This window comes from Vibrio parahaemolyticus, assembly GCF_900460535.1.
Taxonomy (GTDB): Bacteria; Pseudomonadota; Gammaproteobacteria; order Enterobacterales; family Vibrionaceae; genus Vibrio; species Vibrio parahaemolyticus.
On record NZ_UHIL01000002.1, the window covers coordinates 694,226 to 719,634 of the forward strand.

The following is a 25,409-nucleotide window of genomic DNA, read 5'->3' on the forward strand; positions in this document are numbered from 1 at the left end:
AATGCCAACTTTGTTGTAAGATCTACCGCATCTAAAAATTAAAAAATAGAATCTTAGTTTTTCTAAGAAAAAGCAGTGGCCCGACAATGATTGTCGGGTTTTGTTTTTCTAAAGCCTCAATTATCTCCCTACGCTTCCACGCAAACCAATCTGCTCAACACCTAGCATCTCAATGTGACTTAGGTATAGAATCTGGCCCACTTATTTCTTCCTCTATTCATACATAACTGGTCACTATGAACAAAAGTTTGCTAACGAATCTGCTCGCCATCGCTTTGATGGGTGCGGGCCATCAATTTCAGAACGACTATCTTTGGTATGCAGGTCTCTTTGCCTTCTCTGGCGCCATCACTAACTGGCTTGCCATCCACATGCTGTTTGAAAAAGTGCCGGGCTTATACGGTTCTGGTGTGATTCCCGCACGGTTTGAAGAATTCAAACTGGCGATCAAAAATTTGATGATGGAACAGTTCTTTACCGAAGCGAACATCGACCGATTCTTGAATAAAGAAATGGCGGGCGGTGTGAACATCGATCTTCAACCTGTGATTGAGAAAGTGGATCTAAACCCAGCCTTTGACTCACTAGTAGAAGTCATTGAGGGCTCCCAGTTTGGCGGCATGCTAGCGATGTTTGGTGGTGCGGAAGCTCTACAGCCGATGCGACAACCTTTCGTCGAAAAGATGCAAGTGTCCATCATCGAACTGAGCAAGAGCGACAGTATTAAAGAAGCTTTGAAAGAGCAGTTTGAATCACCAGCCATGATGGATGAGATTAAGCAGAACATCGAAGGCATCATCGACCAACGCCTTAGCGAGTTAACGCCGGCATTGGTTAAAGAAATGGTGCAAAAAATGATTAAAGAACACCTAGGCTGGCTAGTAGTTTGGGGTGGCGTATTTGGTGGTTTAATTGGTGTTATTAGCACCTTTGTCGGCGCATAATCCTTCACTAAACATCCAAAGACCTATCGAAAAAGGAGCCCGTTGGCTCCTTTTTTTATGTCCTGTACCATGACAAATGCGTTAACCCAATAGCTCCGGATTCACACCAAATCCCGTTTTGTGCTCTTCTATCACCACTTCACTTCGCGTCTGAATAACACCCGGTAGCGTGCCTAGCTTACTCGACATGAACTCTTGATACGCTTTCATGTTCTTCACTCGGACTTTAATCATGGTGTCGAAGTCACCAGAGAGCGAATAACACTCTTCAATTTCTGGCATCAATTCCACCGCTTTGGCAAACTTTTCAAAAATCGAGAAGCTGGTTTGATCCAAACGAATATGAATGAACACCTGAACATCCAATCCTAATTTTTCAGCATTCAACTCGGCATGATAACCATTGATATAGCCTTCTTTCTCAAGCCTTTTGACGCGATCTGAGCACGGCGACGTGGTTAAGTTAATCTGCTTCGCCAGTTCGACGACTGGAATTCGCCCGCGTGAATGAAGCACTCTCAAAATATGCAGATCAATCCTGTCTAATTGGTAGCTCATCAACACATCCTTGTAACAACTCAGGGAGCTTTACATTAATCGTTACCGTTATGTTTGCAAACTAACAAATGAACAACGTGTGAATTCCGCTTAGTTTTAACGTTTGCTTAGCACAAAAAGTCATCATCAACCTAAAAACACATCCTAGCTGTTAACATAAGTTTATAAATAACAAAGGCACTCACATGGCTTTTATAAGAGAAAAATCGGTGTGAATGAAAAAGTGAAACGATGAACTTTGCAGAGAATAAAGTGAGCTATAAACAGAAGAAATGAGCCAAATAGTAAGGCAATAATAGGAAAAATTATTGAGGAAAAAGCAATGTTAACCTTACAACTGGCGTATAAACCGTTTGGTGTTGGCGAATGGACATACACCACGGTTTCTCACGAAGTCGCGAAGTTTTTAGCACGTGAATACGCATCTTATGGCTGGCCAGTGATGATCGACGGATCGCCCTACTCCAACGAAGAACCTTTAGCAGCGTAACGTTAAACTACAGAGCGGCCGATACGTGTCTTGCCGGGTGAGGTACCACTTCACCGATCGCTCGGTGGTTGCAGCAACGACAAAAATACTGTGGTTCCATCTCGTAATAGTGCTCACCTGAGACAAACTTCGCCATCAGTTGCGTGAAACTCACCACCTTACCGGTTAACGTGTCAACGGCTTGAGGCTCACAACGCTTCATGATCACCTTATGTTGCGTTGATTTTCTACACGCTGAGCAATATATATCCGGCATCTCTCTTCTCCCTGAACTTTTGTGTGCTACTGACAATTGACATATTTTGTTCAAAATAATTCCACAATAAAAAAGCCCCTTTACTTTTTTGTGCCCTATCTTCAAAAAATCCTACTAAAGTATGAAAAAACTGAGACCTTGGTCAGACCTCAACTTTTATACCACTTATATGAAAAACAGCACCTATGTGTGTAATAATACGACACATCACACATAAGCTATTGTTAGGGCTTATTATTTAGTAAGGCGCGTGACAACTTTACAGTTGGCTAGGTCGAGCTTTCGTAACGCTTTGTTATCTCGATTTACCCCGCAAACCAGTTGCTAGCAACAACAGCCGTCTCATCAAGGAAGAAATGCATGACGATACAACCGACTCTCACTACCGAAAGACTCGTCCTCCGGCCATTCCATATAGGTGACTGCCAACAAGTGGCTTTACTCGCTGGAGATAAGCGAATTGCCGACATGACAGCAAACATCCCACATCCTTATGAGCTACCGATGGCGCAAGCATGGATAGCTAGGCACGATCCGATGTATCAGCAGCATCAAGGCGTGGCGTACGCTATTACCTTGCGAAACACTGGGGAATTACTTGGTGCGGTGAGTTTACCGCGTATCGAAGAGGGGTACGGAACATTAGGCTACTGGGTTGGCGTGCCACATTGGGAAAAAGGCTATGCATTCGAGGCCTCCAAAGCCTTACTCGAATTTGCTCGAATTCACTTTGAGTTAAACGGAATAACCGTGATGCATTTGGTGGACAATCAGCGTTCTAAATCGGTGATCCAAAAACTAAAGATCCCTTACGTCGGTGACAAAGCATTGCGCATGCAAGGCAAAGAACGAAAGGTTTGTGTCTACCAACTCACGTTCGTCGCTTCTGAATAAAGTCGAGGGATATGTCGGATGATCATCCATGAAACTTCACAAAATCTGCCCAAGAACAACCCTTTCTTGCTGGGAACTGTATCGTTGTCGCTGTTCTATTTTTCCTACCTAGCAGACAAGCTCGTCGAGTTTGGACTCTTGGCACTCACAATAGTCGGATTGAAACTGCTCTCAACGTACTTCACTCGCCGCGCGTTCAATCCTAAAACGCTATATATCGATGCAAGCACTAGCGCCTTGAAGTACAGCCAGGGCTCAACGGTTTACTTCCGTCTACCTCTTGATGACATTGTCAGAGTCCAAATACAGAAAGAGTCCTTCTCCAGCCAAAGTTTAATGATCTACACAGTCAACGACTCTTACCAAGTGCCGAATTCTGACAATTTCGATTCTCTGCAGTTAAAGGATTTAATGAAACAACTTGAAAAGAGGATTGATGATCAACGTCGTTAAAGCAAAAAAAGAAGATATTCCAGAAATTTCCAATTTGGTCACAAAATAGAAAGACAAAAAAGCCAGCAATTACGCTGGCTTTTCTCTGTGTTAGTCTTGTGCGACTTTCACGCGAATTTTGCTTTTTTCTACGTTCGTCAAATTCAGTGCTTCAAGAGCAGAAATTGCTTCTGCTTCGTCCGGCATGATGACAAAACCGAAGCCTTTCGACAAACCCGTTTCTTGATCAAGCACTAGCGAACACAGTTCTACTTTGCCGTACGCTGAGAATAATTTGCGGATATCTTGCTCAGTCATGTGACGAGCCAAGTTTCTTACTAAAAGTTTCATAATGAACCTAGTTGGTTTGATAACGGTTCGATTCTCTCAGTTTCTCTCTGGCAAACCAAGTGAATAATAAGACGGCGGTGACTAGATCATTCTAAGTACATCTGTTTAAATGATTTTCCGTTCATTTTTCACCCATAGGATAGCCAGCATGGAAACGAAACGTCTCAAACTCATCCCCGCTTGTTTAGAACGAGCCGAAGAGGCGCATCAAGCTGTCGTTCGCAGCCAAAAGACTCTCGAAGTCTATCTGCCGTGGGTGCCTCATGTGCTGACATTAGAAGCGATGATAGAAGGGACAGAGAAAGCCATCGCAAACTTTGAAAACTTCGAAGAAGAGCTGCGTTACTACATCATTGAAAAGGAAAGCGATCGCTTACTGGGTGCGGTCGGTTTGATGATTCGAGATCCCGACGTACCATCCTTTGAGATAGGTTATTGGTTAGATGATGCAGCCGTTGGCAATGGTTATGTTGCCGAGGCTGTGCTCGAAGTTGAGCGCTATGCGTTTGATGATTTGGGTGCCAAGAGAATCGTAATTCATGCTGATAGCACCAACCAAAAGAGCCGTGCTGTAGCCGAGCGCTGTGGTTATGAGTTCGAAGGCGAACTCAGAAACGAACGTCTTACCACATCGGGAGAGCTGAGTAACACCGTGATTTACTCAAAAATCCGCGAGTAAGCCGCTTAGCTAAACCGATTTGAACACAATAAAAAAGCCCGCGATATTCGCGGGCTTTAGTCATCTGTGCAGTGGTTAGTCTAAATCAACCAACTTCTGCTTGTACTCTTGGTGTTGGTCTAGAACTTCTTGACCTGCACCGCCAGTCATCTTGCTAACCAACACGATAGCCAGTGTTGAGAAGATGATGCCCGGTACGATTTCGTAAACGTCGAACCAACCGCCAGTTAGCTGTTTCCAAACTACGATGGTCACGCCACCCACTAGGATGCCCGCTAGTGCGCCGTTACGGTTCATACCGCTCCAGTAAAGGCTAAGTACTACGGCAGGGCCAAATGCCGCGCCGAAGCCCGCCCAAGCGTAAGATACAAGACCTAGCACAGAGCTGTCTGGTGTCATTGCTAGGAACAATGCAATCAAAGAAATCACGATAACGCCCACACGGCCAATCATCACCACTTCTTCTGAAGAAGCATCAGGTTTGATCACTTGCTTGTAGAAGTCTTCTGCTAGTGCAGACGAAGATACTAGAAGCTGTGAATCTGCTGTACTCATTACTGCCGCTAGGATTGCTGCTAGTAGGATACCAGCGACCACTGGGTGGAATACGGTGTTCACAAGCAACATAAAGATTTTCTCACCATCTTCTAGTTGCGTGCCTGGGTGGCCAGTCACCCATACCAAACCAACAAGACCCACTAGCATTGCACCTGCCATTGAAAGCGCAGTCCAACCCACAGCGATACGACGCGCTGTAGTTAGGTCTTTGTTTGAACGTGATGCTTTGAAACGCGCTAGGATGTGTGGCTGACCAAAGTAGCCAAGACCCCATGCCGCTAGCGAGATAATCGCGATCGCTGACAGCGGCTCACCTTTCACATCATTCCACAACGTCAGTAGCTCTGGGTTGATGTTGTGCATGTCTGAAGACAGTTGGCCAAAACCACCGTCCATAACAGCAATCGGAACGATCATCAGTGCTGCAGCCATCAATAGGCCTTGCACTAAGTCAGTCCAAGATACCGCTAAGAAACCACCGAACAGCGTGTAAGAAACCACACAAACTGTACCAATAACTACTGCAATGCTGTAATCAAGGCCGAATACGGTTTCAAACAGTTTGCCCCCTGCAACCAAACCTGAGCTGGTGTAGAAAAGGAAGAATAGAAGAATGAAAAACGCAGAGATGGTCTGAATCAGTTTTGATTTGTCGTTGAAACGACGTGACAGGAACTCTGGCAATGTTAACGCGTCAGTTTGGATGCTGTAAGTACGCAGACGTTTTGCACTGATGAACCAGTTGGCCCATGTACCAGCAAGTAGGCCACCTGCTAACCAAAATGCCTCGATACCTGCTGCATACGCGTAACCTGGCAAACCTAGTAGCAGCCAGCCACTCATGTCTGATGCACCTGCAGATAACGCAGCAGGCCACGGACCTAGGCTACGGCCACCTAGGAAGTAGTCAGATGAATTGGAAGTCCTCTTATACGCGTAAACGCCAATGGCAACCATAATTATTAAATACGCCACAAAAGTGGACGTGATAGCAAAGCTATTTTCTATCATTTGATAGTCCTCGTTATAATTATTTCCTTCCTTGTCTTCTCTGACATTTTGCCATCTCAGCAATACATCAAAGCAAGAGACACCAATCTGAACAAGCTCTCAGGCTGGTTATTTCAAATTGGTGTCACAAGTCAGGTTAGTGAGTTTCGTTCCCCAACTCGAGTAGAGTCGCGTTACCACCCACCGCTGTAATATTTATCGTTCGAGTACGCTCAGTAATAAAGCGCAACGAGAGATGCGGATCGTGAGCCAGTTTTGGTGACTCCAAATCCGTTTCAGAAACTAAGCCAACGATAGCACCATCGCGCTTAGCCAATTGAAGATTGAGCGCATGCTCAACCTGAGAATGCCCAACATAACCCACACTACGTACATCGCTTTCTAGCAACGGGGCAGACGCATCGTACGCAACTACTTGGACTAAGTTAGATGGGAAGTTTGTTGACGATACCGCTTGCTCAACCAGTCGGTTTAGCTCGGCATTGTCGCTGCAAATCACAACACTGTTACCTGCGATGAGGGCACAAGTGATCATTGCAAAAGTGCTGTACAGCGCGTTTTCCGTGTTTTCGATGTTGTTTTCACAAATCACCAAAGCCACACCACGACCAGCCGCGTACAGCTCGTTAGTTTCCCCCGTAGGGCCTACTAACTGATGAGGTTCTGCAAGCAGTGCAGACGCTTGTTGCAAGTGGTAAGACACTACTTTTGCCACAACAGCATTCTGCCCTTCTAGTGCAGATTTTAATGCCAACACATGTTCGCATTTGTAATCAAAATCGGTCAGATTCCACTGCTCCCAAGCAGAGAATGCATCTTTAAAATATGTGATCTGATGAACCATAATGCGACTCCTTATGCGTTCTCTGCTTGAGCAAGAAGATGTTGTGTAAAGCGGTACAAGTAGTGAGGACCACCAGCTTTTGGACCTGTACCAGACAAGCCTTGCCCACCAAATGGCTGAACGCCAACAACCGCACCAACTTGATCTCGGTTGATGTAGCAGTTACCCACGCGAGCGTGCTTTTCAATCCAGCGATAAGTGGTTTCGTTACGGCTGTGAATGCCCATTGTTAGACCAAAACCTGTTTGGTTGATCTGCTCTACCACGTTTGGCAGTTCAGACGCTTTAAAGCGAACAATGTGCAAGATAGGACCAAATTGCTCTTCTTTCAGAACATCAATGCCTGAGATTTCAAACGCACTTGGCGCAACAAAATCGCCGTATTGACACGCTTCTTCCAGTTGCAGCTGCGCAACTTTCTTCTGCGTGCCGCTCATCTGTTCTAGGTGAGCAAGGAGTTTTTGCTTCGCATTGCGGTCAATAACCGGACCCACATCGGTTTTGTGCAAGTAAGGCAAGCCAACGTGTAGCTCTTTCATCGCACCTTGGATAAGGGTGATGATGCGGTCCGCAACGTCTTCTTGTACAAACAGCACACGAAGCGCAGAACAGCGTTGACCCGCCGATGCAAACGCAGAGCGAATCACATCACGAACCACCTGCTCTGGCAGTGCAGTACTGTCGACGATCATGGCGTTTTGGCCGCCAGTCTCCGCGATAAACGGTACTGGCTTCGCGGTACGCTCTGCCAACGTTACGTTGATGCGCTGTGCCGTTGCCGTAGAGCCCGTAAATGCGACACCTGCGATGGCGTCGTGAGAGGTTAGTGCATGACCAATCTCACCACCGCGACCAGGAAGTAATTGAATTACGCCAGCTGGGAAGCCAGCTTCCAGCATCAAATCAATCGCGCGAGCAGCAATCAAGCTGGTTTGTTCAGCCGGTTTAGCAACCACAGTGTTACCCGCAACAAGCGCCGCGGTTACTTGACCAAGGAAAATCGCCAGAGGGAAGTTCCAAGGGCTAATACAAACGAACACACCAAGACCTTCACGGCTTGAAATGCGTTTCACACCATCAAAACCTTCCAGTTCAAATGGTTGTAGGTTTTGCGCTTGTTTTGCGTAGTAACGACAGAAATCAACCGCTTCACGAACTTCATCAATGCTGTCGTGAATGGCTTTACCCGCTTCTTGATGACAAATCGCCACCAACTCCGCCAAGTTTGCTTCCATCAGGTCAGCAAGTGTTTCTAAACACTTCGCTTTTTGCTCAATCGCAGTGCCTTTCCATTCTGGGAATGCCGCTTGCGCCGCTTCAATCGCAGCGGAAACATGATCAAGAGTTGCAAAAGCTACTTGACCCACTTCAACACGACGATCGTAAGGCGCGGTAATGATCTCAGCGAGGTTTTCCTTGATCATGCTTTCGGCAAAACGTTCACCGTTGATCACAGGGCCCGCAACCCACTTATTGTTTAGGAAGCTTTCAACTTGCGCTTCAAATGGTTTTGCTTCGCTTTCGATATCGATGTTGACGCCGTAAGAGTTTTTACGCTCAGGGAAAATACCTGAAGGCATTGGGATCTTATCGTTATTCAGCGTCGCAAAACTGGTTAGCGCATCCACAGGGTGATGTGTCAGTTCAGAAATTGGGCAACGCGCGTCAACCAAACGGTGTACAAACGAGCTGTTTGCGCCATTTTCTAGCAAACGACGAACAAGGTAAGGCAGTAGATCCGCGTGGCTACCAACTGGAGCGTAAATACGAACAGGTTGACCGTATTTCTCCATCACGTGGTTGTAGAGTGAATCTCCCATGCCGTGTAGGCGTTGGAATTCAAAATCCTTATGCTGCGCCATCACTGCAATCGCAGTAACTGTGTGCGCATTGTGGCTGGCAAACTGCGGGAAGATATTACCACGTACGCCTTCGCTTAATAGGAAACGCGCACATGCAAGGTAAGCAACATCGGTCGCTTCTTTGCGTGTGTACACTGGGTAGTTGTCGTAGCCCGCTTGTTGTGACCATTTGATTTCGCTATCCCAGTACGCGCCTTTTACCAAGCGAAGTGGGATCAAGTCACCTTGCTCTTTCGCAAGGGCATTGAGCCAAACCAATACTGGTAGAGCACGCTTCGAGTACGCTTGCACAACAAGACCAAACTTGCCCCAACCTTTCACGAGGTCACTGCGGTAAATCTTCTCGAACAGCTTTAGAGACAGCTCAAGGCGATCAGCTTCTTCTGCATCAATCGTGATCGCAACGTCGACTTCAATCGCACGTTTTAGTAGTTGCATGAGCGTTTCGTACAGCTCAGTCATAACACGCTCTTCGTTCGCCACTTCGTAGCGAGGGTGCAATGCTGAAAGCTTGATAGAAACCGAAGGCGCAGGGCTGGTGTCGTTACCGTAAGTCTCGCGACCCACCGCTTCGATCGCCATTAGGTAATCTTTGAAGTATTTGTTTGCATCCGCTGTTGTTAGCGCCGCTTCACCCAACATATCAAATGAGTAAGTGAAACCTTTGTCGCGCATCGGGCGACCATTTTTCTGTGCTTCTTCAATCGTGCGGCCGCGAACAAACTGGTGACCCATGATCTTCATTGCCTGATACATGGCTTTACGAATCACAGGTTCAGAGAATTTGTTAACCAGACGGTTTACAGCCTGACTTGGGCTCTGGGTGCCTTGCTCACCAAGACCGACCACTTTACCTGTCAGCATTAGGCCCCATGTTGACGCGTTAACGAAAACAGAGTCTGAGTTTTTCAGGTGAGATTTCCAGTCCGCAACGCTTAACTTGTCTTTAATCAGCGCGTCTGCGGTTGCCGCATCCGGGATTCGCATTAACGCTTCTGCAAGACACATCAGCAAGATACCTTCTTGAGTATCGAGACTGTATTCCAGCAAAAGTGCATCAATCATCTGGATTGACTTCTTATCGGCACGAATGGCTTCAATAAGTTTGGTCGTTTGGTTAGTGATCGCCGATTTTTCTTCCGTTGTCGGCGTCGCTAGTGGCAATAATTGCTCTAGCCATTGAGACTCGTCCACCATATACAATGGCGAGATCAGTGACCACAACTTATCAAGCGGCTGCCCGATAAATTCCGGTGTCAACACGTTCGTAGCTGTAAACATGTGTGTTCCTCAATCTCACTCCTCGAAAACCGCTTCGAGGATCATCAATGGCTGGCAGTGTATTTTGAGGCCGATAATAATACTTGTCAAAAACTACGATATTTTTGCCAAAAACTCGCTTTTATAACAAAACATCCACATAGTCACATTCAAATAGATAATATTTTGTGTTGTAAATTTTAATTTTTGCATTTTAATCACAACAAAATGTTAGGAATATCAATAAGATTATTCTTATAGCAACACCTTCTTTTGAGCATTGGAGGCCGTAACGCTCAATAAACCGTCAATTTGGCCTCAAATCTATAAAATTGAGAAATAGATCACAGGTAAAAAAGTACAAAAAAACCATGCATAGAGCATGGTTTTGTCTTTTTCTGGGTAAATTTACCCAACCTGTTTCTTATACTGAGAGGGAGAAAGTCCCTGCAATCGAGTGAAGGTATGAGTAAAAGTGCTTTGACTTGAGAAGCCGGTAAACTCGGCGATTTGCCCTAAAGAGAGGTGACCTTGCTCGATTAGCTCACGAGCCATATCAATGCGCTTACCTAATACGTATTGATGCGGAGTAATCCCCATCTGATCTTTAAACAAGCTGTGGAATTGGCTTTCACCCAAGAAAACGCGCCCCGCAAGCTGAGCAACGCTGATCTTATGGCTGAGGTGTTGTTCGATGTAGCGATCTATTGCTTCTAGATCAAAGCGCGAATCTTTGCGGCTGGTTTCAAATGCAGAGATATGGCGCTGCATCAATGCAATCACGGTGTCATTACACGCGCGACTAAGCAGCAGATCATCAGGATGGTTACGCATTTCCTGTACCAGCATCTGAATCAGCTTCTGAATTTGACCATCGAGTTGAAAATAAAGGTGGGAACGCTCTAGGTTATTGATCTTCTGAAGCATCTCAGGGTCATCATTGGTCGGCTTCGGCATATTCAGCACTAAAATATCCGATTGATGAATCACGCCGCCGAAAGCATGATCAGAGCATGCTGTTACCACACAACCTTGCCCAGGACCGACTAAATTACCCTGCCCACGGACTTCGAATTCCGCTTGACCTTTCAGCCCAATCACGATCTGCGTGTAAGCATGATCATGGCAATCCATATAAGATGGCAATGTGATCAGTTCTGCTGGTTTTGGCAGCATACTTTCTTTATATGGTGGGGCTTTCGGGTTATCTGAGTCACTCATTTCACACGGTCATCTTAAGCGTTCGGCTTACATCGAGGCATGATATACCTTCTCGGTTGCCTTGCAAATCTCCACGGAGCCAATCGCGCAAGATCAAACCAACAAGATCAACCCCAACCACATGATCATAGTTCCGGAACGATGATCATGCGAGATTAACTTACGGTCAATGTACAACCAACTTTCTTAACAAAAACGGGCAGATAGAAAAGGCAGGCATTGGCAACAGGCTAAGCTCTTAAAGATCTTCACTACAAAAGTCTCGTATTTTTCTATGTATTCCTACCGCGAATGGCTAAAAACGCATTAATCGATTGAATATAAACCACATAGAGGGATTTCCCCCCTTACTAATATGCCCCTGATTCAATACATTAGACCTCGAGCTCTAGGATGCATACGACCCTGAGCTCTCGGTATCTGATTGATACCTCTAACTTACTTAGCAGACCCTCGCTATGTAATTTAGAACCTCTTCTACACGTCGACAAGATTATATCTTGTGTTGCCAGCCCGTCTTCAGGCTGGCTTTTTTTTGTATCTCAAAAATGAAAACAATGGCATAAGCTGATATTATATCGGCCATCTCACCGTATCCTTACGTCAATCACCACGCTGAGTACTCTTGATCCATTTTTCTCCGCTCCCAGTGTCATCTGGTGCTATTTACCGAAAGCATGATCAAGGAATAACACCGCGTAGATGACGAAAGAATCCATGAAGTGAGCATACTGACCTGCATAAAGCAGGCAATGTATCCAAGTCATGTCTGAATGCTGGTGTAAACACAGCTTATGGAGAGATGGCTTGGGGCTAAATAGCAGTAGTGAGTCCTCTTGTGAATATTCCAGTCAATACCATAGAACAGTCGCTCCTCCGACAGCTACCGGGTTGTTGGGGATGCAAAGATAAAGATTCGGTATTCCGTTATGTGAATCAGGAATACGCCGAATTATTGGGCCTTGCCTCACCAGAAGAGTGCATTGGTAAAACTGACTTCGAGATGTCGAGCCCAACCACTGAATGCGCACAAGAATTTCAACGCCAAGATAAACATGTGATCGAAACGGGCGAATCGTTGAAGATCCTTGATATTCATCCTTACCCTGACGGGCGTTGGCGCGCACATATTTTCACGAAAACCCCTTGGCGAGATGAACAAGGCAACATCCTCGGCACCATTTTTTATGGCCGAGAGTTAACCGACACCGCCGTGATTGAAGTGGGCTACTGGGTGTGTCGAGCCATCGGTACAGACTTAAACCATCAATCCATTTTCCGTTTTTCGAATCTGAACCCGAAGCCAGAAAAGCTCACATGCCGTGAGCAAGAAACGCTATTTTTACTGCTTTACGGCAAAAAACCTCAGTTTATTTCTCAAGTGATGGGCATCTCCACAAAAACGGTAGAAGGGCACGTCGCACGTCTAAGAAACAAGTTTGAAGCGAATAGTAAGAACGAGCTGATCGATAAAGCAATGGAGGCAGGCTATGGCTCTGTTGTACCCAAAACGCTGCTTAAACATCAGCTTTCTGTTGTTTTGAATGGAGAGCGCTAACGCCACGCCGCTTTATCTTTATAAACACAAACACCGCCTTAAAGGCGGTGTTTTGTTAGGCGTTAAGTAAGATGCCCTATGGCGCGAGACGGTCGATATCCCATTCGCCATCTTGTTGAGAGAATAGGAAACGGTCATGCAGACGATGCTCACCGCCTTGCCAAAACTCAATGCTTTGCGGTTTAACTCTAAAGCCGCCCCAAAATGTTGGCATTGGAATTTCACCTTTGGCAAATTTCTGTTTGAGCTCAAGGAACTTACCTTCCAGCACTCCACGAGCAGAAATACGGCTACTTTGCTTACTCGCAATGGCCGCCAACTGGCTATCTTTAGGGCGAGAAGTAAAATACTTCATGTTTTCCATCGCAGTCAGCTTTTCAGCCACACCAGTAATGTGAACTTGGCGCTCTAATGGATGCCAAGGGAAATGCAGGCTGATGTTGCTGTTATGCTCAAGGTGCTGCGCTTTGCGACTACCTAAGTTGGTGTAAAACACGAAGCCATCTTTATCGACGTTTTTCAATAAAACGATTCGTTGAAATGGCATGCCGTTTTCATCCACGGTCGCCACTGTCATCGCAGTAGGATCCGTCAACCCCGCCTTAATCGCTTGCTCCAACCAAAGGTTGAATTGATCAATTGGATCAGCTTTCAAATCTTTACGACGTAGGCCACCTTTCGTGTACTCACGACGAATATCAGCAAGTTCCATCTTTACTCCTTCACTCGTTTTTTGTCGATTGTGCTCCCGAAGCTACTGAAATACAAGGACAGCAAACATAGATGTTGAAAAACCGATGGTAACCTCTAGGTTCAGGCAAAAAGCGAGGCGCGGCAACACTTCTAACGAGACCAAAGACCAACTGCAGGGCAAGTTTTTCCACCCAAATAATGAGAATGAAGCGACGAGAAGTAACGTGAAGTCATCCCAAAATAACTTCGCTTCGTTTGCTCTCTAACGGGACAAGATTGACTATTTAACCTCAAGTGAGCACAAACTGACCGCTATGTTACGCAACAAACCAATCGCTTACTTGGCAAACAACCGTTACGTATTTATTAGTACGGAATACTACTTCTAAAATGCAGTTCGATTCCTAGTTAACGTTACCGCTCACAGCATCGTTTAATACCTTTTGATAACATGGCATTAAAAACTCCGGTGAGCTAATTGTGAACTTACTCAATCCCAAAGCCCTGCGCCATTTTCTATTGCTGTTGTTTGTTATCGGCATTCTAGGGCTTGCTCTTACGCATCACTACGCAACTCGCTATCAACACGATCAATGGCAACAAAAACTCAAAAGCCAAGCGGCTCAAGTCTCACAAGAAGTCGACTACGAACTGGCGAAGTTTGAGCAAATTCCCAATTTGCTTAGCCATGACCCACGCTTGCTTGAAGCCGTTGAGAAAGGTGCACCGTCGACAGAACTGAACTTATTGTTGGCGCAATGGCTGAAGCAAAGTTTGGCCGATACCATTTATGTCCATGATAAAACAGGCTTGGTTATCGCTTCGAGTAACTATCAACAGGCGGATACGTTTGTCGGTTCGAGTTTTAGTTATCGCCCTTACTTTAAAAATGCCCGTCGTGGTGAGCCAGCCCAATACGTGGGGTTAGGAGTACGCTCTAACAAACGGGGTTACTTCTTTTCCTCTCCACTATGGTTGAACGGCGATGTCATCGGCGTCATCACGGTAAAAGTGAATTTGGAGCAGTTGGAACAGCGCCTTGCACAAAGTGGCGCAGACGTTTTGGTGACCGACAAACACAACGTAGTGTTTATGAGCAACCTACCCGATTGGCGCTATCGCGCGCTGTTTCCACTCTCACCAACGGCCATCAATGAACTGACTGAAACTCGCCAATACGGTGACACGTTGCCCGAATATTACGGCGAACTTACCGCGCAAAGTGACGAAAGTGAGTTTGCGGATAACCAATTATTGCTGTCACCAAACTACCTCGCGTACGCGACACATTTGTTGGATAAAGGTTTTCGCGTTGTAGCGTTAATCAATCACCACACCGTACTGACGGCAGTATTGCAAGCAGATGTAGTCTATTTGATTTTATACGCGCTGATTGCCCTGATCGCATTGGCATGGTTTCAGATGCTGGTAAACAAGGCACGTCTTGCCAATCTCAATGTGAGCTTGGAAGAAAAAGTCATGCAACACACGGTTGTACTAAGTGAAGCAAACCACAAGTTGCAGCAAACGGTTCGTCAGTATGAACAAAGCCAGCAAGAGTTAAGACAAACTCAGCAAGAGCTGACTCAAGCCGCCAAACTTGCTTTGCTGGGAGAGTTGTCTGCCAGTATCAACCACGAGATAAACCAACCACTTGCCGCGCTGAGAACTTACACCGAAAACTCCCAGCGCTTGTTGTCGATGGAACGCTACCCGATGGTCGCAGACAACTTAAACAAGATGCTCTCGCTAAACGAGACTATTGCCGAGGTCATTGCTAGGCTAAAAGTCTTCACCCGTAAAACTTCTCATGAACCTCATAATGAAGTGTCGATACTCCACGATGCGGTGCACAATGCCACCAGCATATTGAGCAATAAGTTGATCAAGCAAGGCGTCACACTCAAAGTACCGACGATCGACCACGAGGTAAGGCTCGCCATTCACAGCGTTGAACTAGAACAAGTGCTCATCAATCTGTTCCACAACGCTGCGCAAGCGATGGATGGCTATTGTATTGATCCACAAATTTCCATCGCGATTCAATGCCACGATTCGAGCTGCGATATTCTGGTGTCAGATAACGGCCCGGGGATGTCTGACGAGGCATTGGCGAAAATCTTTGACCCGTTTTTTACCACCAAACCAGAAGGGCTCGGACTGGGTTTGACCATTTCAAAACGTATTTTAGAAAGCTATCACGGAGCACTAAGCGCCTATAACCACCAAGGGACGCAATCGGGTAAGTCAGGCGGCATGACCTTTGTTGTCACCGTTCCGATGGCAAACACCAGAACCACCAAACCAGCAACGGAAAACGACCATGCATAACGCAGTTATCTTTGTTGATGACGAACCACACATTCGTGATGCCGTTTCACAAGCACTACTTATCGAGGGCATTGAAGTCACTTGCTTTCCCAATGCCGTTGAAGCACTCAGAGTTATCGATGCCAATTCTCCAGCAATCATCATTACGGATATTCACATGCCGGTCATGGATGGCTTAGAGTTTATGCGTACGCTGCTGAGCAAAAATCACCACTTTCAATTCATCGTTCTAACTGGGCATGGCGACGTTAAAACGGCGGTCGAAGCGATGAAAAGCGGCGCGTACGACTTTCTGGAAAAACCATTTTCAACCGATCAACTGATGAAATCACTGAACAACGCCAGCGATAAGCTGAACTTGTTGCAAGAAAACATCTGGCTAAAGAAAGAGCTCGACATGCAAACCCATGTCGGCCCAAAAATGATTGGTCACAGTAAAGTCATGGTGAGTATTCGCCGAGCCTTAATCAGCGCACCGACGAACCAACCTCTGATTTTCGTGGGACAAGACGGCACTGGTCGCCGATTAGCTGCGCAATTTGCTCACGATATTCACGCCACACCAGACAGCGAGCTGATTGCCGCCTCAGGTGAAGACCTTTACGAACTGTCGCTAGATGCACTCGACAAAGCCATTGACCACCTGACGGAAGACTCAAATCGTTGCAGTTTGTACCTGCACAGCGCAGAACATATCTCGCTCGCACAGTGGCAATGCCTGTTTAACCACCCGAAATTGGAGCGCGTATTTGGTGCGACGACCAAGGTTGATGCCGATGTTAAAGCGTTCGCAACGCTCATCCACTTACCAACGCTGGATGAACGCAAAGAAGATATTGGCCCACTTTACAAACACTTCGTACGTCATGCAGCAAGCCGTTATCAGCTGCAACCACCGCACATCAGTTTGGACGAAGTACGCCGAATTACAGAGCTTTCTTGGCCAGAAAACGTTAAACAACTGCGCCAATTTGCGGAGCTGCGCGCTCTCAAACCTGAGACTTTTCGCATGGAAGATTGGGACAGTGAAAAGAGCATCGAAATTCAGAGCATGACTCAACGCACAGAACACTTTGAATATTGTCTGTTATTTGATGCATTGCAGCGACACAGAGGCAGACTTAAAGAGGTTCAACTAGAATTACAGGTGTCACGCAAGACCTTGTACGACAAACTAAAAAAACATCAGTTGGACAAATCGAAGTTTAAGGCTCAGTAGCAATACCTCAAAATCTATTTAGCCTTTCAGCAAGAACGGGCTGAAGCCTGACGGTTAACCAGAGCGAATGTCCTCTGTTACTTATTTTTATTATCCGGAATGCTGACATGATCGGGTAATAATAATAAGATCAAAAAGATAATCCGTATTTATATAAGCAGAGAATGTGATGAGCCGAGACAACTACAACAAACTCAGCAATGATGAGCTGGATTTTGTCGATGACAAAACTGCCGCACTGCTTCTCAACACCCCAAATAGTGCCCGACTAATGTTGTGGGTTATGGTGTTGTTTTTTGTTGCAGCCATTGGTTGGGCATCGTGGGCACAGATCGACCAAGTCACCGTCGGTCAAGGTAAAGTAATTCCCTCTTCTCAAATCCAAGTAGTTCAAAACTTGGAAGGTGGTCTCGTCAAAGAAATTCTGGTGAAGGAAGGCCAACTGGTGAAAAAAGGCCAGCAACTTCTGTTGATCGACGATACTCGTTTTCGCTCGGACTACCGCGAACGTGAACAACAAGTTGCCAACCTGACCGCCTCGGTATTACAACTTTCTGCTTCTATCAACAGCGTTGCCGTCAATCGCGATTTTAATATTCAAGATTGGGAAAAAAGCGTCGTTCTCGATTACGGCAAACTGACTTTCCCACCGGTATTGGAAGAGACGCAGCCACAATTAACTCAGCGTCAAAAAGCAGAATACCGCGAAGATTTGGATAACCTACGCAACCAACTGTCGGTGATCGATCAACAAGTTGAGCAAAAACAGCAAGACTTGGTCGAGATTGAAGCGCGAGTGCGCAACTTACGCCAAAGCTACCAATACGCGAAGAAAGAACTGGATATCACCCAACCGTTGGCGGATGAAGGCGTTGTTCCACGCATTGAGCTACTCAAATTGCAGCGCCAAGTGAACGACACTCGCCGTGAAATGACATCTAGCGAACTGAAAATCCCAGTGATCAAATCCGCCATCAAAGAATCCATGCTCAATCGCATTGATGTGGCGTTGAAGTTCCGTTCCGAACAACAAGAGAAACTCAATAATGCTCAAGACCAACTGTCTGCATTAGTTGAATCGGCAGTTGGCTTGGAAGACCGCGTAAACCGCACGGTGGTTGTCTCTCCGGTGACAGGCAAAATCAAAACGCTGAACGTCAACACCGTTGGCGGCGTTATCCAACCGGGTATGGACATCGTTGAAATCGTACCAACCGAAGACACCTTGTTAGTTGAGGCGAAAATCGCCCCGAAAGACATCGCTTTTCTACGCCCGAACCTAAATGCCATCGTAAAATTCACCGCGTATGACTTTACAAAATACGGCGGCTTAGTGGGTGAACTGGAGCACATCAGTGCAGATACCACCCAAGACGAGGAAGGCAACAGTTTCTACATCGTGCGTGTGCGCACAGAAAAAACCAGCTTTGGTCAGGATGCCGATTTACCAATCATTCCAGGAATGACAGCATCGGTCGATATCATCACAGGGAAGCGAACCGTTTTGGAGTATCTGCTTAAGCCGATCTTAAGCGCCAAAACCAACGCCTTGAAGGAGTAACTGATACAAAGGCACTCACAATGTGCAGTTAAGCTCGATAAGTGGTTAAATAAAAAGCACTTATTTCTCACCAACGAGCCCATTGGAAGAGTACACTTGTGATGTGAGTCGAATATGCGATCCAATTTGAAGCGTAAAGTTACATTATTAATCAGTTTAAGTTGTTTTTCGTTCCAAATTGGTGCGTTAAGCACAAAAGAACAACGATGGGTCGATGCGGTCACAGCGGTGTATGGCGAACGCGCCGGATTGCGCGTAAATACATGGCGACAGAACATCGACCTTTTTAAACAATTGGAGACTCATGAACAGCTCGTGGGCGTTAACGATTTTTTCAACCAACTCTATTTCGTTGACGACATAAAACTGTGGGGAAAGACAGACTATTGGGCTACGCCACTCGAATTTTTAGGGAGCAACGGCGGCGATTGTGAGGATTTTACCATCGCTAAGTACTTCTCGTTACTCGAGCTAGGAATACCAGATTCAAAGATGCGTTTGATCTACGTAAAAGCCATCGAACTGAATCAGTTTCACATGGTATTAGCCTACTACCCGACCCCAAGTTCTGAGCCGCTCATCCTCGACAATATCAATCCAGAAATTGTCCGAGCCTCTAAACGTAGCGATTTGCTACCGATATACAGTTTTAATGGTACAAACCTGTGGTTGATGAAGTCCTCTGCTGGCACTGGAGAGCTGGCGGGGAAAGCATCACGTTTGAGCCTTTGGAATGACTTACGCTCGCGCGAACGTAAGTTGCAGTTAAATAAACCTAAAATTAACTATGACGAGTGAGAAACATGACCCTATATAAGAAGCTTGTAGTGGGAATGGTTACGGTCTTTATACTCTTGATGGCATCAGTATTCGTAATCGAATTCAATACTACTCGAACGAGCTTGGAACAACAGCAACGTTCAGAGGTCAACAACACCATCAACACCGTGGGTTTGGCGTTAGCACCTTACCTAAAAGATAAAGACAAGGTTGCCGTTGAATCGGTAATCAATGCATTATTTGACGGCAGTACCTACTCAGTGGTGCGTCTCACCGCGTTAGATTCTGATTACCAGATCGTACGATCTTACCCAGTAAAACCAAGCACCGTTCCGCAATGGTTTATCGACATGAATCTGTTCAAAGCGATTCACGATAAACGCGTGGTCACCAGTGGTTGGATGCAACTGGCCGAAGTCGAAATCATCAGCCACCCAGGCGCGGCGTATGAACAGCTATGGCAAGGTTTTATCCGTTTGCTATCTGCGTTTAGCGTCATCTTCCTAGCCGGATTGATTGCGATTTCTTACATTCTGCGTCGTTCTCTAAAACCACTGGCTGCTATCGTGAAGAAAATGCACGACATCGCAAACAACCAGTTTGGTGAGCCACTCACTCGCCCTAAAACCAAAGACCTGATCGCGGTCGTGGATGGCATCAACATGATGTCGGCACAGATTGAGTTGTCATTTAAAGAACAGGCCAAAGAAGCACAACGTCTACGTGCTCAAGCATACCTAGATCCTATCTCCAAACTAGGTAACCGCTCGTTCTACATCAACCAAGTTGACCAATGGTTGGCAGAACAAACGCAAGGGGGTATCGCGCTACTCCATGCAGAATATATTGGCGACATTTACGAGACAAAAGACTACCAACGCGCTGATGCCCACGTGAAAGAGTTGTCTCAACGTCTGAAAAACACCATTGATGTTCCGGGAGCCACCATTGCTCGTCTTTCTAGTGATGAATTCGGTCTGCTTTTCCCGCACATGGATGAGAGCGAACTGCGCATTCTCGCGGACAGCATCGTCAACTGTGTCAATGGCCTAAACACTGATCCAACTGGCTTAGCAAAACCAAAAGCCTCGCTTGGTGTGGCACACAGCAAAGATCAGAAAACGCGTTCTGAAGTTCTATCTATGGTGGATAACGCACTATCGAAAGCCAAAGCACAGCCAGACAAACCATACGGCTTCATTGGTAGCGATACGCCATCTAACTTGATGGGTAAACAGCAATGGAAAGCGTTGGTTGAAGAAGCAATCCACAGCGATTGGGTGAAATTCCGCTTCCAAGCTGCGAAGAATACTTGGGGCAAAGTGTTCCATAACGAAGTGTTCTCAAGCATCGAAAAAGATGGCGAGACTTACCGTGCTAACCAATACTTATTTGCATTGGAACAGTTGGATGCAACCAACATCTTCGACCAATACGTGATTGAGTCGATGATTAAGATGCTAGAAAGCGGCGAGCTTAACGATCCAGTCGCGATTAACATCGCACAAAGCAGCTTGTCTCAGCCATCGTTCATTCGCTGGACAACCAACATGTTGGAGAAACACTCGAAAGTGGCGTCTAAACTTCACTTTGAGATTCCTGAAGAGTGCTTCATCGATCATCCGCACCATACCGCACTGCTTTGTAACGCAATTCGTCAGTCTGGTGCTGAGTTTGGTGTCGATAACTATGGTCGTAACTTCCAGTCGCTGGAATACATCCAAGAGTTCCGTCCGAACTACGTGAAGCTGGATTACTTGTTCACACACAACTTACACGACGAAAAACAGAAGTTCACACTCACGTCGATCTCTCGTACCGCTCACAACTTGGGCATTACTACGATTGCATCGCGTATTGAAACTCAGATCCAATTGGATTTCCTCACCGAGCACTTCGTAGAGGTATTCCAAGGATTCATCGTCGACAAGGAATAATAAGGTTCACCAACGATGAAAGACCCTTTACTGAATTCGCTCATCTACGTTAGCCGTTACTATGGGTTAGCCAACTCGCCGGAAGCACTTGTGAATGGGCTTCCGCTGTCAGATGGTAAATTGACCCCGTTCCTGCTACCAAGAGCGGCGGAAAGGGCCGGATTGGTTGCCAAGGAAAACCGTGCAGAGCTGGAGAAAATCTCCAGCCTGATTCTGCCGGCAATCTTAGTTCTTAAAGGTGGTGACTCTTGCGTTCTCAATAGCATCAATATGGAGACACGCGAAGCAGAAGTCACAACCTTAGAAAGTGGAATGGTGCCAATCTCCATTCCATTAGAAGACCTACTTGAGCAGTACACTGGTCGCTACTTTTTAGTTAAAAAGCAATTCCGTTTCGATGAGCGCTCTCCCGAAGTGCTCAAAACCAAAGAAGGTCACTGGTTCTGGTCAACCTTGTGGCAATCTAAACGCATCTACCGCGATGTGCTTATCGCTTCTCTTTTGATCAACATCTTCGCCATTGCCGCACCAATGTTCACTCGTTTGGTGTACGACAAAGTGGTGCCAAACCTCGCGTTTGAAACCTTATGGGTGTTGGCAAGCGGTATCTTCGTCGTGTTCATTTTCGACTTTTCTCTCAAGTCACTTCGTAACTACTTCATCGATGTGGCGGGTAAAAAGTCGGATATTCTGATCTCCTCTAAACTGTTTAGCAAAGTAATGGGGATTCGAATGGAATCCAAACCGCCGTCAGTGGGTGCATTTGCACGTCACTTGCAGGAGTTTGAATCCATCCGCGAATTCTTCACTTCCGCTACCGTCAGCGCGTTGATCGACCTACCATTTGCGATTCTGTTTTTAATCATCATTTGGTTGATGGCGGGCAATTTGGTATTTGTGCCGATGGTAGGTGTTCTCATTCTGATCATCCACTCACTGCTCATCCAAGGCCCTCTACGCCGTTCTATCGAGGAAGGCTCACGTCTGGCTTCTCAAAAATACGCCAACCTGATTGAGAGCTTGGCAGGCTTAGAAACGGTGAAAATGTTGAGTGCTCAAAGCCAGTTCCAATACCGCTGGGAAGAAGCGGTAGCGCACATGGCAAACTGGAACATCAAGAGCCGTCGCATTACCGACAGCATCCAAAACGCAGCGGGTTTCGTGCAGCAAAGTAGTAACGTCGGAATGATCATCTTAGGCGTTTACTTGATTGCAGAAGGTGACTTAACCATGGGTGGTTTGATTGCCGCAACCATGCTAAGTGGTCGTGCGATTGGGCCTTTGGTTCAGCTATCGCTACTTTCAACGCGTTATAACCAAGCCAAATCGTCGATGACCATCATCAATCAAGTGATGGAAATGCCGGACGAGCAAGAAGAAGGCAAACGCTACATTCACCGCCCTATTGTACAAGGTAAGATTGAGCTAGAACGCGTTACCTTCCACTACCCAGACTCACCAGTCGCGTCAATTCGAGATTTGAGTTTGACGATTAATCCTGGCGAGAAAGTGGCGATTATCGGCCGTATCGGCTCGGGTAAAACCACGTTAGAGCGTCTCATCATGGGCTTATACCAACCGACAGAAGGTCATGTTCGCATTGATGACACCGACATCGCGCAGCTTCATCATGTCGATATTCGCCGCAATATCGGGTGTGTGGCGCAAGATTCCAATCTGTTCTTTGGCTCCATCCGCGACAACATCACGCTAGGCCGTCCATTAACCGATGACCGTGACGTGATGGATGCAGCCAATCGTGCGGGTGTGACCGCCTTTACGCAATCGGACCCAGCAGGTTTGGAGCGTCAGGTTGGTGAAGGGGGCGCAATGCTTTCTGGCGGTCAACGTCAGGCGGTGACGATTGCTCGCGCGTTCCTTGGCCGTCCTCCGGTACTCTTGATGGATGAGCCAACCAGTGCAATGGACAACCGCTCAGAAATGCACATCAAGCATCAATTGGCGCAGTTAAAACCGAGCGAAACGCTGATTTTGATTACACACAAAACGTCGATGCTCGATATCGTAGATCGCGTGATTGTAATGGAGAAAGGCAGCGTAATTGCAGACGGTCCAAAATCTCAAGTGCTGAACGACTTGAAGCAAGGTAAGGTTAGAGCAGTTAGCTAATCTCTGAAATCAAGAAAGCCATTATTGAAATACAAAGCCCCGTTGAATCGAATGTTTCACGGGGCTTATTTGATCGGCAAACCAAGATAGTTCAGCTCTTCAAGCACAACCCAAATAAGCACGAACCCCACGATCACCACCAGCATCATGATCGCCTTTTCATCTTCTTCCATACGCCCGCGCCTCTCCTACCAACTTCTTTCAACCACTACTAGGTTAGCAGGACGAAGGTCATATTCATCAAATTTATGACGCGCTTCACTTGGCGTAATTTTGGATATGGGATGAAGCTCAAACATTGAGCACATGAAAGAGACGTCGACTCTAGTTGAATATTAGGTATGGTAACGAAATACTACCCATCGCAGTCTTTCATTATGCTATTTCAGTAACATGTAAGGCGTTTTAATGCTGATACAGGGTAAACAGAGTAGAAAAATTGTGATTACTTACAGCAGAAAATCAGCTATAAAAGCCGCTTTCTAAATATCGTCGAGTTGAAGAAATGAATGATTGGATCCAATTAGAACAAGTGAGCCAGTATTTCACTACAGGCTCCCTCGGTTACAAAGTGTTGATGGGCATTTTTGTCCTGATCGCTTATCGTATCCTGAAGAGAATCGTCAATCGAGCCATCTTAAACTTAGCAACCTCAAAGGGCGTAAAAAAGGCCCGCCTGAGTTTTATTCAGCGCTGTTTCAATGTCGCGCTGCTGTTTTTGACCGCCTCTGTTTTTGCCATTATCACCGGTATAGGCTATGGCGATGTGTCATTGTTCCTATCGTCCATTTTCGCCGTATTGGGTGTGGCGTTTATCGCGCAGTGGTCAATTCTGAGCAATATCACCGCCAGCTTTTTGATCTTTTTTGTCTTCCCATACCGAGTGGGCGATCGTATTAAAGTCGTAGACAAAGACGAAGACATCAGTGGCGAGATTCAAGAAATCAGCATGTTTCACGTGTTAATTAAGCACGACAACGGAAACTTGATTACTTACCCAAACAACCAGATTTTGCAAAAAGCGGTACTAAAGCTGGCGAAAAATAAGCCAGAGCCAAGTAAAACAAAATCTCGGATTTATACTCGCAGAAAGAAATAACCCACTAAAAAGCCGATGTATCTACATCGGCTTTTTTAATGCACTTCTTTTTAAGTTTTAGTGTTGACCTAAACCAAACTTGAGGTTTTAGCATGCTCAACATTACACATTAATCAGAAAAAAGAAGGAATCTTTCATGTCCAAAATTGCGATTATTTATTTCTCTAAAACCGACGTTACTGGCCAACTTGCTCGCGCGATTGCCGCAGGCGTTGAACAACAAGGCATTAAGCAGCAAGGTGAATGTGAAATCCTCTCTCACCGAATTGAAGGCAGTGAGATTATTGAGGGACGTTTTGTGAACTCTCACTTAATGGATGAACTTGCTGAATGTGATGCGATTATCTTTGGCTCTCCGACCTACATGGGTGGAGTGGCTGCGCAGTTTAAAGCATTTGCCGATGCGAGCAGTGAATCTTGGTACAACCAGAAGTGGGCAAACAAAGTGGCAGCAGGTTTTACTAGCGGAGGAGCGTTGAATGGCGATCAATCTTGCACACTGCAATACCTTCAAACCTTTGCATACCAGCACGGCATGATGTGGGTCGGGTTGGATAAGATCAGCAATTCTGGGGAGCAAAACCTGAATCGCTACGGTGTGCAAGGTGGCATTGTTGCTCAAGGCGGTGAAGATGGTCAGTTGCATGCCTCTGATGTTGCAACGGCGGAGTATCTTGGCAAACGAGTCGCAATGCTAGTTGACAAGCTCTCCACTCGCTAACAATAAAAAGAAACCCCGTA

The 25,409-nt window shown here is 46.2% G+C and carries 22 protein-coding genes; 14 read left to right on the forward strand and 8 right to left on the reverse strand.

The window, feature by feature from the left end; genetic code table 11:
• The first annotated feature begins 236 nt into the window (after nucleotides 1-236).
• Nucleotides 237-944, forward strand: coding sequence for a DUF445 domain-containing protein (locus DYB02_RS20010; RefSeq protein ID WP_025793590.1), 708 nt, complete (start codon nucleotides 237-239; stop codon nucleotides 942-944).
• Nucleotides 945-1,025: 81 nt separating this feature from the next.
• Here DYB02_RS20010 and DYB02_RS20015 read toward each other — a convergent pair whose 3' ends face one another.
• Entirely contained in the window at nucleotides 1,026-1,502 is a 477-nt protein-coding gene (locus DYB02_RS20015; RefSeq protein WP_005465952.1) for an Lrp/AsnC family transcriptional regulator, read from the reverse strand.
• Between the two features lie 322 nt (nucleotides 1,503-1,824).
• Here DYB02_RS20015 and DYB02_RS20020 point away from each other — a divergent pair, with 322 nt between their 5' ends.
• Nucleotides 1,825-1,992 carry a hypothetical protein gene (locus DYB02_RS20020; protein ID WP_005466428.1) on the forward strand — a complete coding sequence of 56 codons (168 nt, stop codon included), beginning with the start codon at nucleotides 1,825-1,827 and terminating at the stop codon, nucleotides 1,990-1,992.
• Between the two features lie 7 nt (nucleotides 1,993-1,999).
• Here DYB02_RS20020 and DYB02_RS20025 read toward each other — a convergent pair whose 3' ends face one another.
• Complete coding sequence (locus DYB02_RS20025; protein WP_020838321.1) at nucleotides 2,000-2,248, reverse strand: hypothetical protein; 249 nt, start codon at nucleotides 2,246-2,248, stop codon at nucleotides 2,000-2,002.
• 360 nt (nucleotides 2,249-2,608) lie between these two features.
• Between DYB02_RS20025 and DYB02_RS20030 the strand changes: the two genes are divergently transcribed.
• Entirely contained in the window at nucleotides 2,609-3,142 is a 534-nt protein-coding gene (locus tag DYB02_RS20030; RefSeq protein ID WP_029806432.1) for a GNAT family N-acetyltransferase, read from the forward strand.
• An 18-nt stretch (nucleotides 3,143-3,160) separates the two neighbouring features.
• Nucleotides 3,161-3,595 carry a hypothetical protein gene (locus DYB02_RS20035; protein WP_005484769.1) on the forward strand — a complete coding sequence of 145 codons (435 nt, stop codon included), beginning with the start codon at nucleotides 3,161-3,163 and terminating at the stop codon, nucleotides 3,593-3,595.
• Nucleotides 3,596-3,685: 90 nt separating this feature from the next.
• On the opposite strand, the gene DYB02_RS20040 is transcribed toward DYB02_RS20035, so the two are convergent.
• Nucleotides 3,686-3,925, reverse strand: coding sequence for an RNA recognition motif domain-containing protein (locus DYB02_RS20040; RefSeq protein WP_005466432.1), 240 nt, complete (start codon nucleotides 3,923-3,925; stop codon nucleotides 3,686-3,688).
• Nucleotides 3,926-4,073: 148 nt separating this feature from the next.
• On the opposite strand from DYB02_RS20040, the gene DYB02_RS20045 reads away from it, so the two are divergent.
• A complete protein-coding gene (locus DYB02_RS20045; RefSeq protein ID WP_029806434.1) occupies nucleotides 4,074-4,604 on the forward strand; it encodes a GNAT family N-acetyltransferase in 531 nt (176 codons plus the stop codon).
• Nucleotides 4,605-4,679: 75 nt separating this feature from the next.
• On the opposite strand, the gene putP is transcribed toward DYB02_RS20045, so the two are convergent.
• The 4 genes from putP to DYB02_RS20065 all read right to left on the reverse strand — a co-directional run bounded on the left by putP (nucleotide 4,680) and on the right by DYB02_RS20065 (nucleotide 11,360).
• The gene (gene putP / locus DYB02_RS20050; RefSeq protein WP_005484781.1) at nucleotides 4,680-6,173 is read right to left on the reverse strand and encodes a sodium/proline symporter PutP; all 1,494 of its coding nucleotides are present in this window, start codon (nucleotides 6,171-6,173) and stop codon (nucleotides 4,680-4,682) included.
• Between the two features lie 136 nt (nucleotides 6,174-6,309).
• Complete coding sequence (locus tag DYB02_RS20055; RefSeq protein ID WP_005467523.1) at nucleotides 6,310-7,017, reverse strand: 1-pyrroline-5-carboxylate dehydrogenase; 708 nt, start codon at nucleotides 7,015-7,017, stop codon at nucleotides 6,310-6,312.
• Between the two features lie 11 nt (nucleotides 7,018-7,028).
• Nucleotides 7,029-10,160 (reverse strand): bifunctional proline dehydrogenase/L-glutamate gamma-semialdehyde dehydrogenase PutA, encoded by a 3,132-nt coding sequence (putA, locus tag DYB02_RS20060; protein ID WP_029805950.1) that lies wholly within the window; start codon nucleotides 10,158-10,160, stop codon nucleotides 7,029-7,031.
• Nucleotides 10,161-10,547: 387 nt separating this feature from the next.
• Nucleotides 10,548-11,360: an AraC family transcriptional regulator gene (locus DYB02_RS20065; RefSeq protein ID WP_005468852.1), complete on the reverse strand. Its 813-nt coding sequence runs from the start codon at nucleotides 11,358-11,360 to the stop codon at nucleotides 10,548-10,550.
• Nucleotides 11,361-12,198: 838 nt separating this feature from the next.
• On the opposite strand from DYB02_RS20065, the gene DYB02_RS20075 reads away from it, so the two are divergent.
• Nucleotides 12,199-12,918: a helix-turn-helix transcriptional regulator gene (locus DYB02_RS20075; RefSeq protein ID WP_029805948.1), complete on the forward strand. Its 720-nt coding sequence runs from the start codon at nucleotides 12,199-12,201 to the stop codon at nucleotides 12,916-12,918.
• Nucleotides 12,919-12,994: 76 nt separating this feature from the next.
• Here the strand turns inward: DYB02_RS20075 and pdxH are convergent, their stop codons facing one another.
• Complete coding sequence (pdxH, locus tag DYB02_RS20080) at nucleotides 12,995-13,630, reverse strand: pyridoxamine 5'-phosphate oxidase (protein WP_029804697.1); 636 nt, start codon at nucleotides 13,628-13,630, stop codon at nucleotides 12,995-12,997.
• Between the two features lie 461 nt (nucleotides 13,631-14,091).
• Here pdxH and DYB02_RS20085 point away from each other — a divergent pair, with 461 nt between their 5' ends.
• From DYB02_RS20085 to DYB02_RS20120, 8 genes are all read left to right on the forward strand, one after another.
• A complete protein-coding gene (locus tag DYB02_RS20085; RefSeq protein WP_029862022.1) occupies nucleotides 14,092-15,942 on the forward strand; it encodes a sensor histidine kinase in 1,851 nt (616 codons plus the stop codon).
• The gene (locus DYB02_RS20090; protein WP_005477499.1) at nucleotides 15,935-17,161 is read left to right on the forward strand and encodes a sigma-54-dependent transcriptional regulator; all 1,227 of its coding nucleotides are present in this window, start codon (nucleotides 15,935-15,937) and stop codon (nucleotides 17,159-17,161) included. The genes DYB02_RS20085 and DYB02_RS20090 overlap by 8 nt, the downstream gene beginning before the upstream one ends.
• Nucleotides 17,162-17,330: 169 nt before the next feature.
• Nucleotides 17,331-18,722, forward strand: coding sequence for an HlyD family type I secretion periplasmic adaptor subunit (locus DYB02_RS20095; protein WP_005464847.1), 1,392 nt, complete (start codon nucleotides 17,331-17,333; stop codon nucleotides 18,720-18,722).
• Nucleotides 18,723-18,836: 114 nt separating this feature from the next.
• Nucleotides 18,837-19,520: a transglutaminase-like cysteine peptidase gene (locus tag DYB02_RS20100; protein WP_005464869.1), complete on the forward strand. Its 684-nt coding sequence runs from the start codon at nucleotides 18,837-18,839 to the stop codon at nucleotides 19,518-19,520.
• A gap of 5 nt (nucleotides 19,521-19,525) precedes the next feature.
• Nucleotides 19,526-21,439 (forward strand): bifunctional diguanylate cyclase/phosphodiesterase, encoded by a 1,914-nt coding sequence (locus DYB02_RS20105; protein ID WP_005500162.1) that lies wholly within the window; start codon nucleotides 19,526-19,528, stop codon nucleotides 21,437-21,439.
• Between the two features lie 15 nt (nucleotides 21,440-21,454).
• Complete coding sequence (locus DYB02_RS20110; RefSeq protein ID WP_005464845.1) at nucleotides 21,455-23,569, forward strand: type I secretion system permease/ATPase; 2,115 nt, start codon at nucleotides 21,455-21,457, stop codon at nucleotides 23,567-23,569.
• A 505-nt stretch (nucleotides 23,570-24,074) separates the two neighbouring features.
• Nucleotides 24,075-24,668 (forward strand): mechanosensitive ion channel family protein, encoded by a 594-nt coding sequence (locus tag DYB02_RS20115; RefSeq protein ID WP_020838327.1) that lies wholly within the window; start codon nucleotides 24,075-24,077, stop codon nucleotides 24,666-24,668.
• 136 nt (nucleotides 24,669-24,804) lie between these two features.
• Nucleotides 24,805-25,389, forward strand: coding sequence for a flavodoxin family protein (locus DYB02_RS20120; RefSeq protein WP_025574527.1), 585 nt, complete (start codon nucleotides 24,805-24,807; stop codon nucleotides 25,387-25,389).
• The last annotated feature ends 20 nt before the right edge of the window (nucleotides 25,390-25,409 follow it).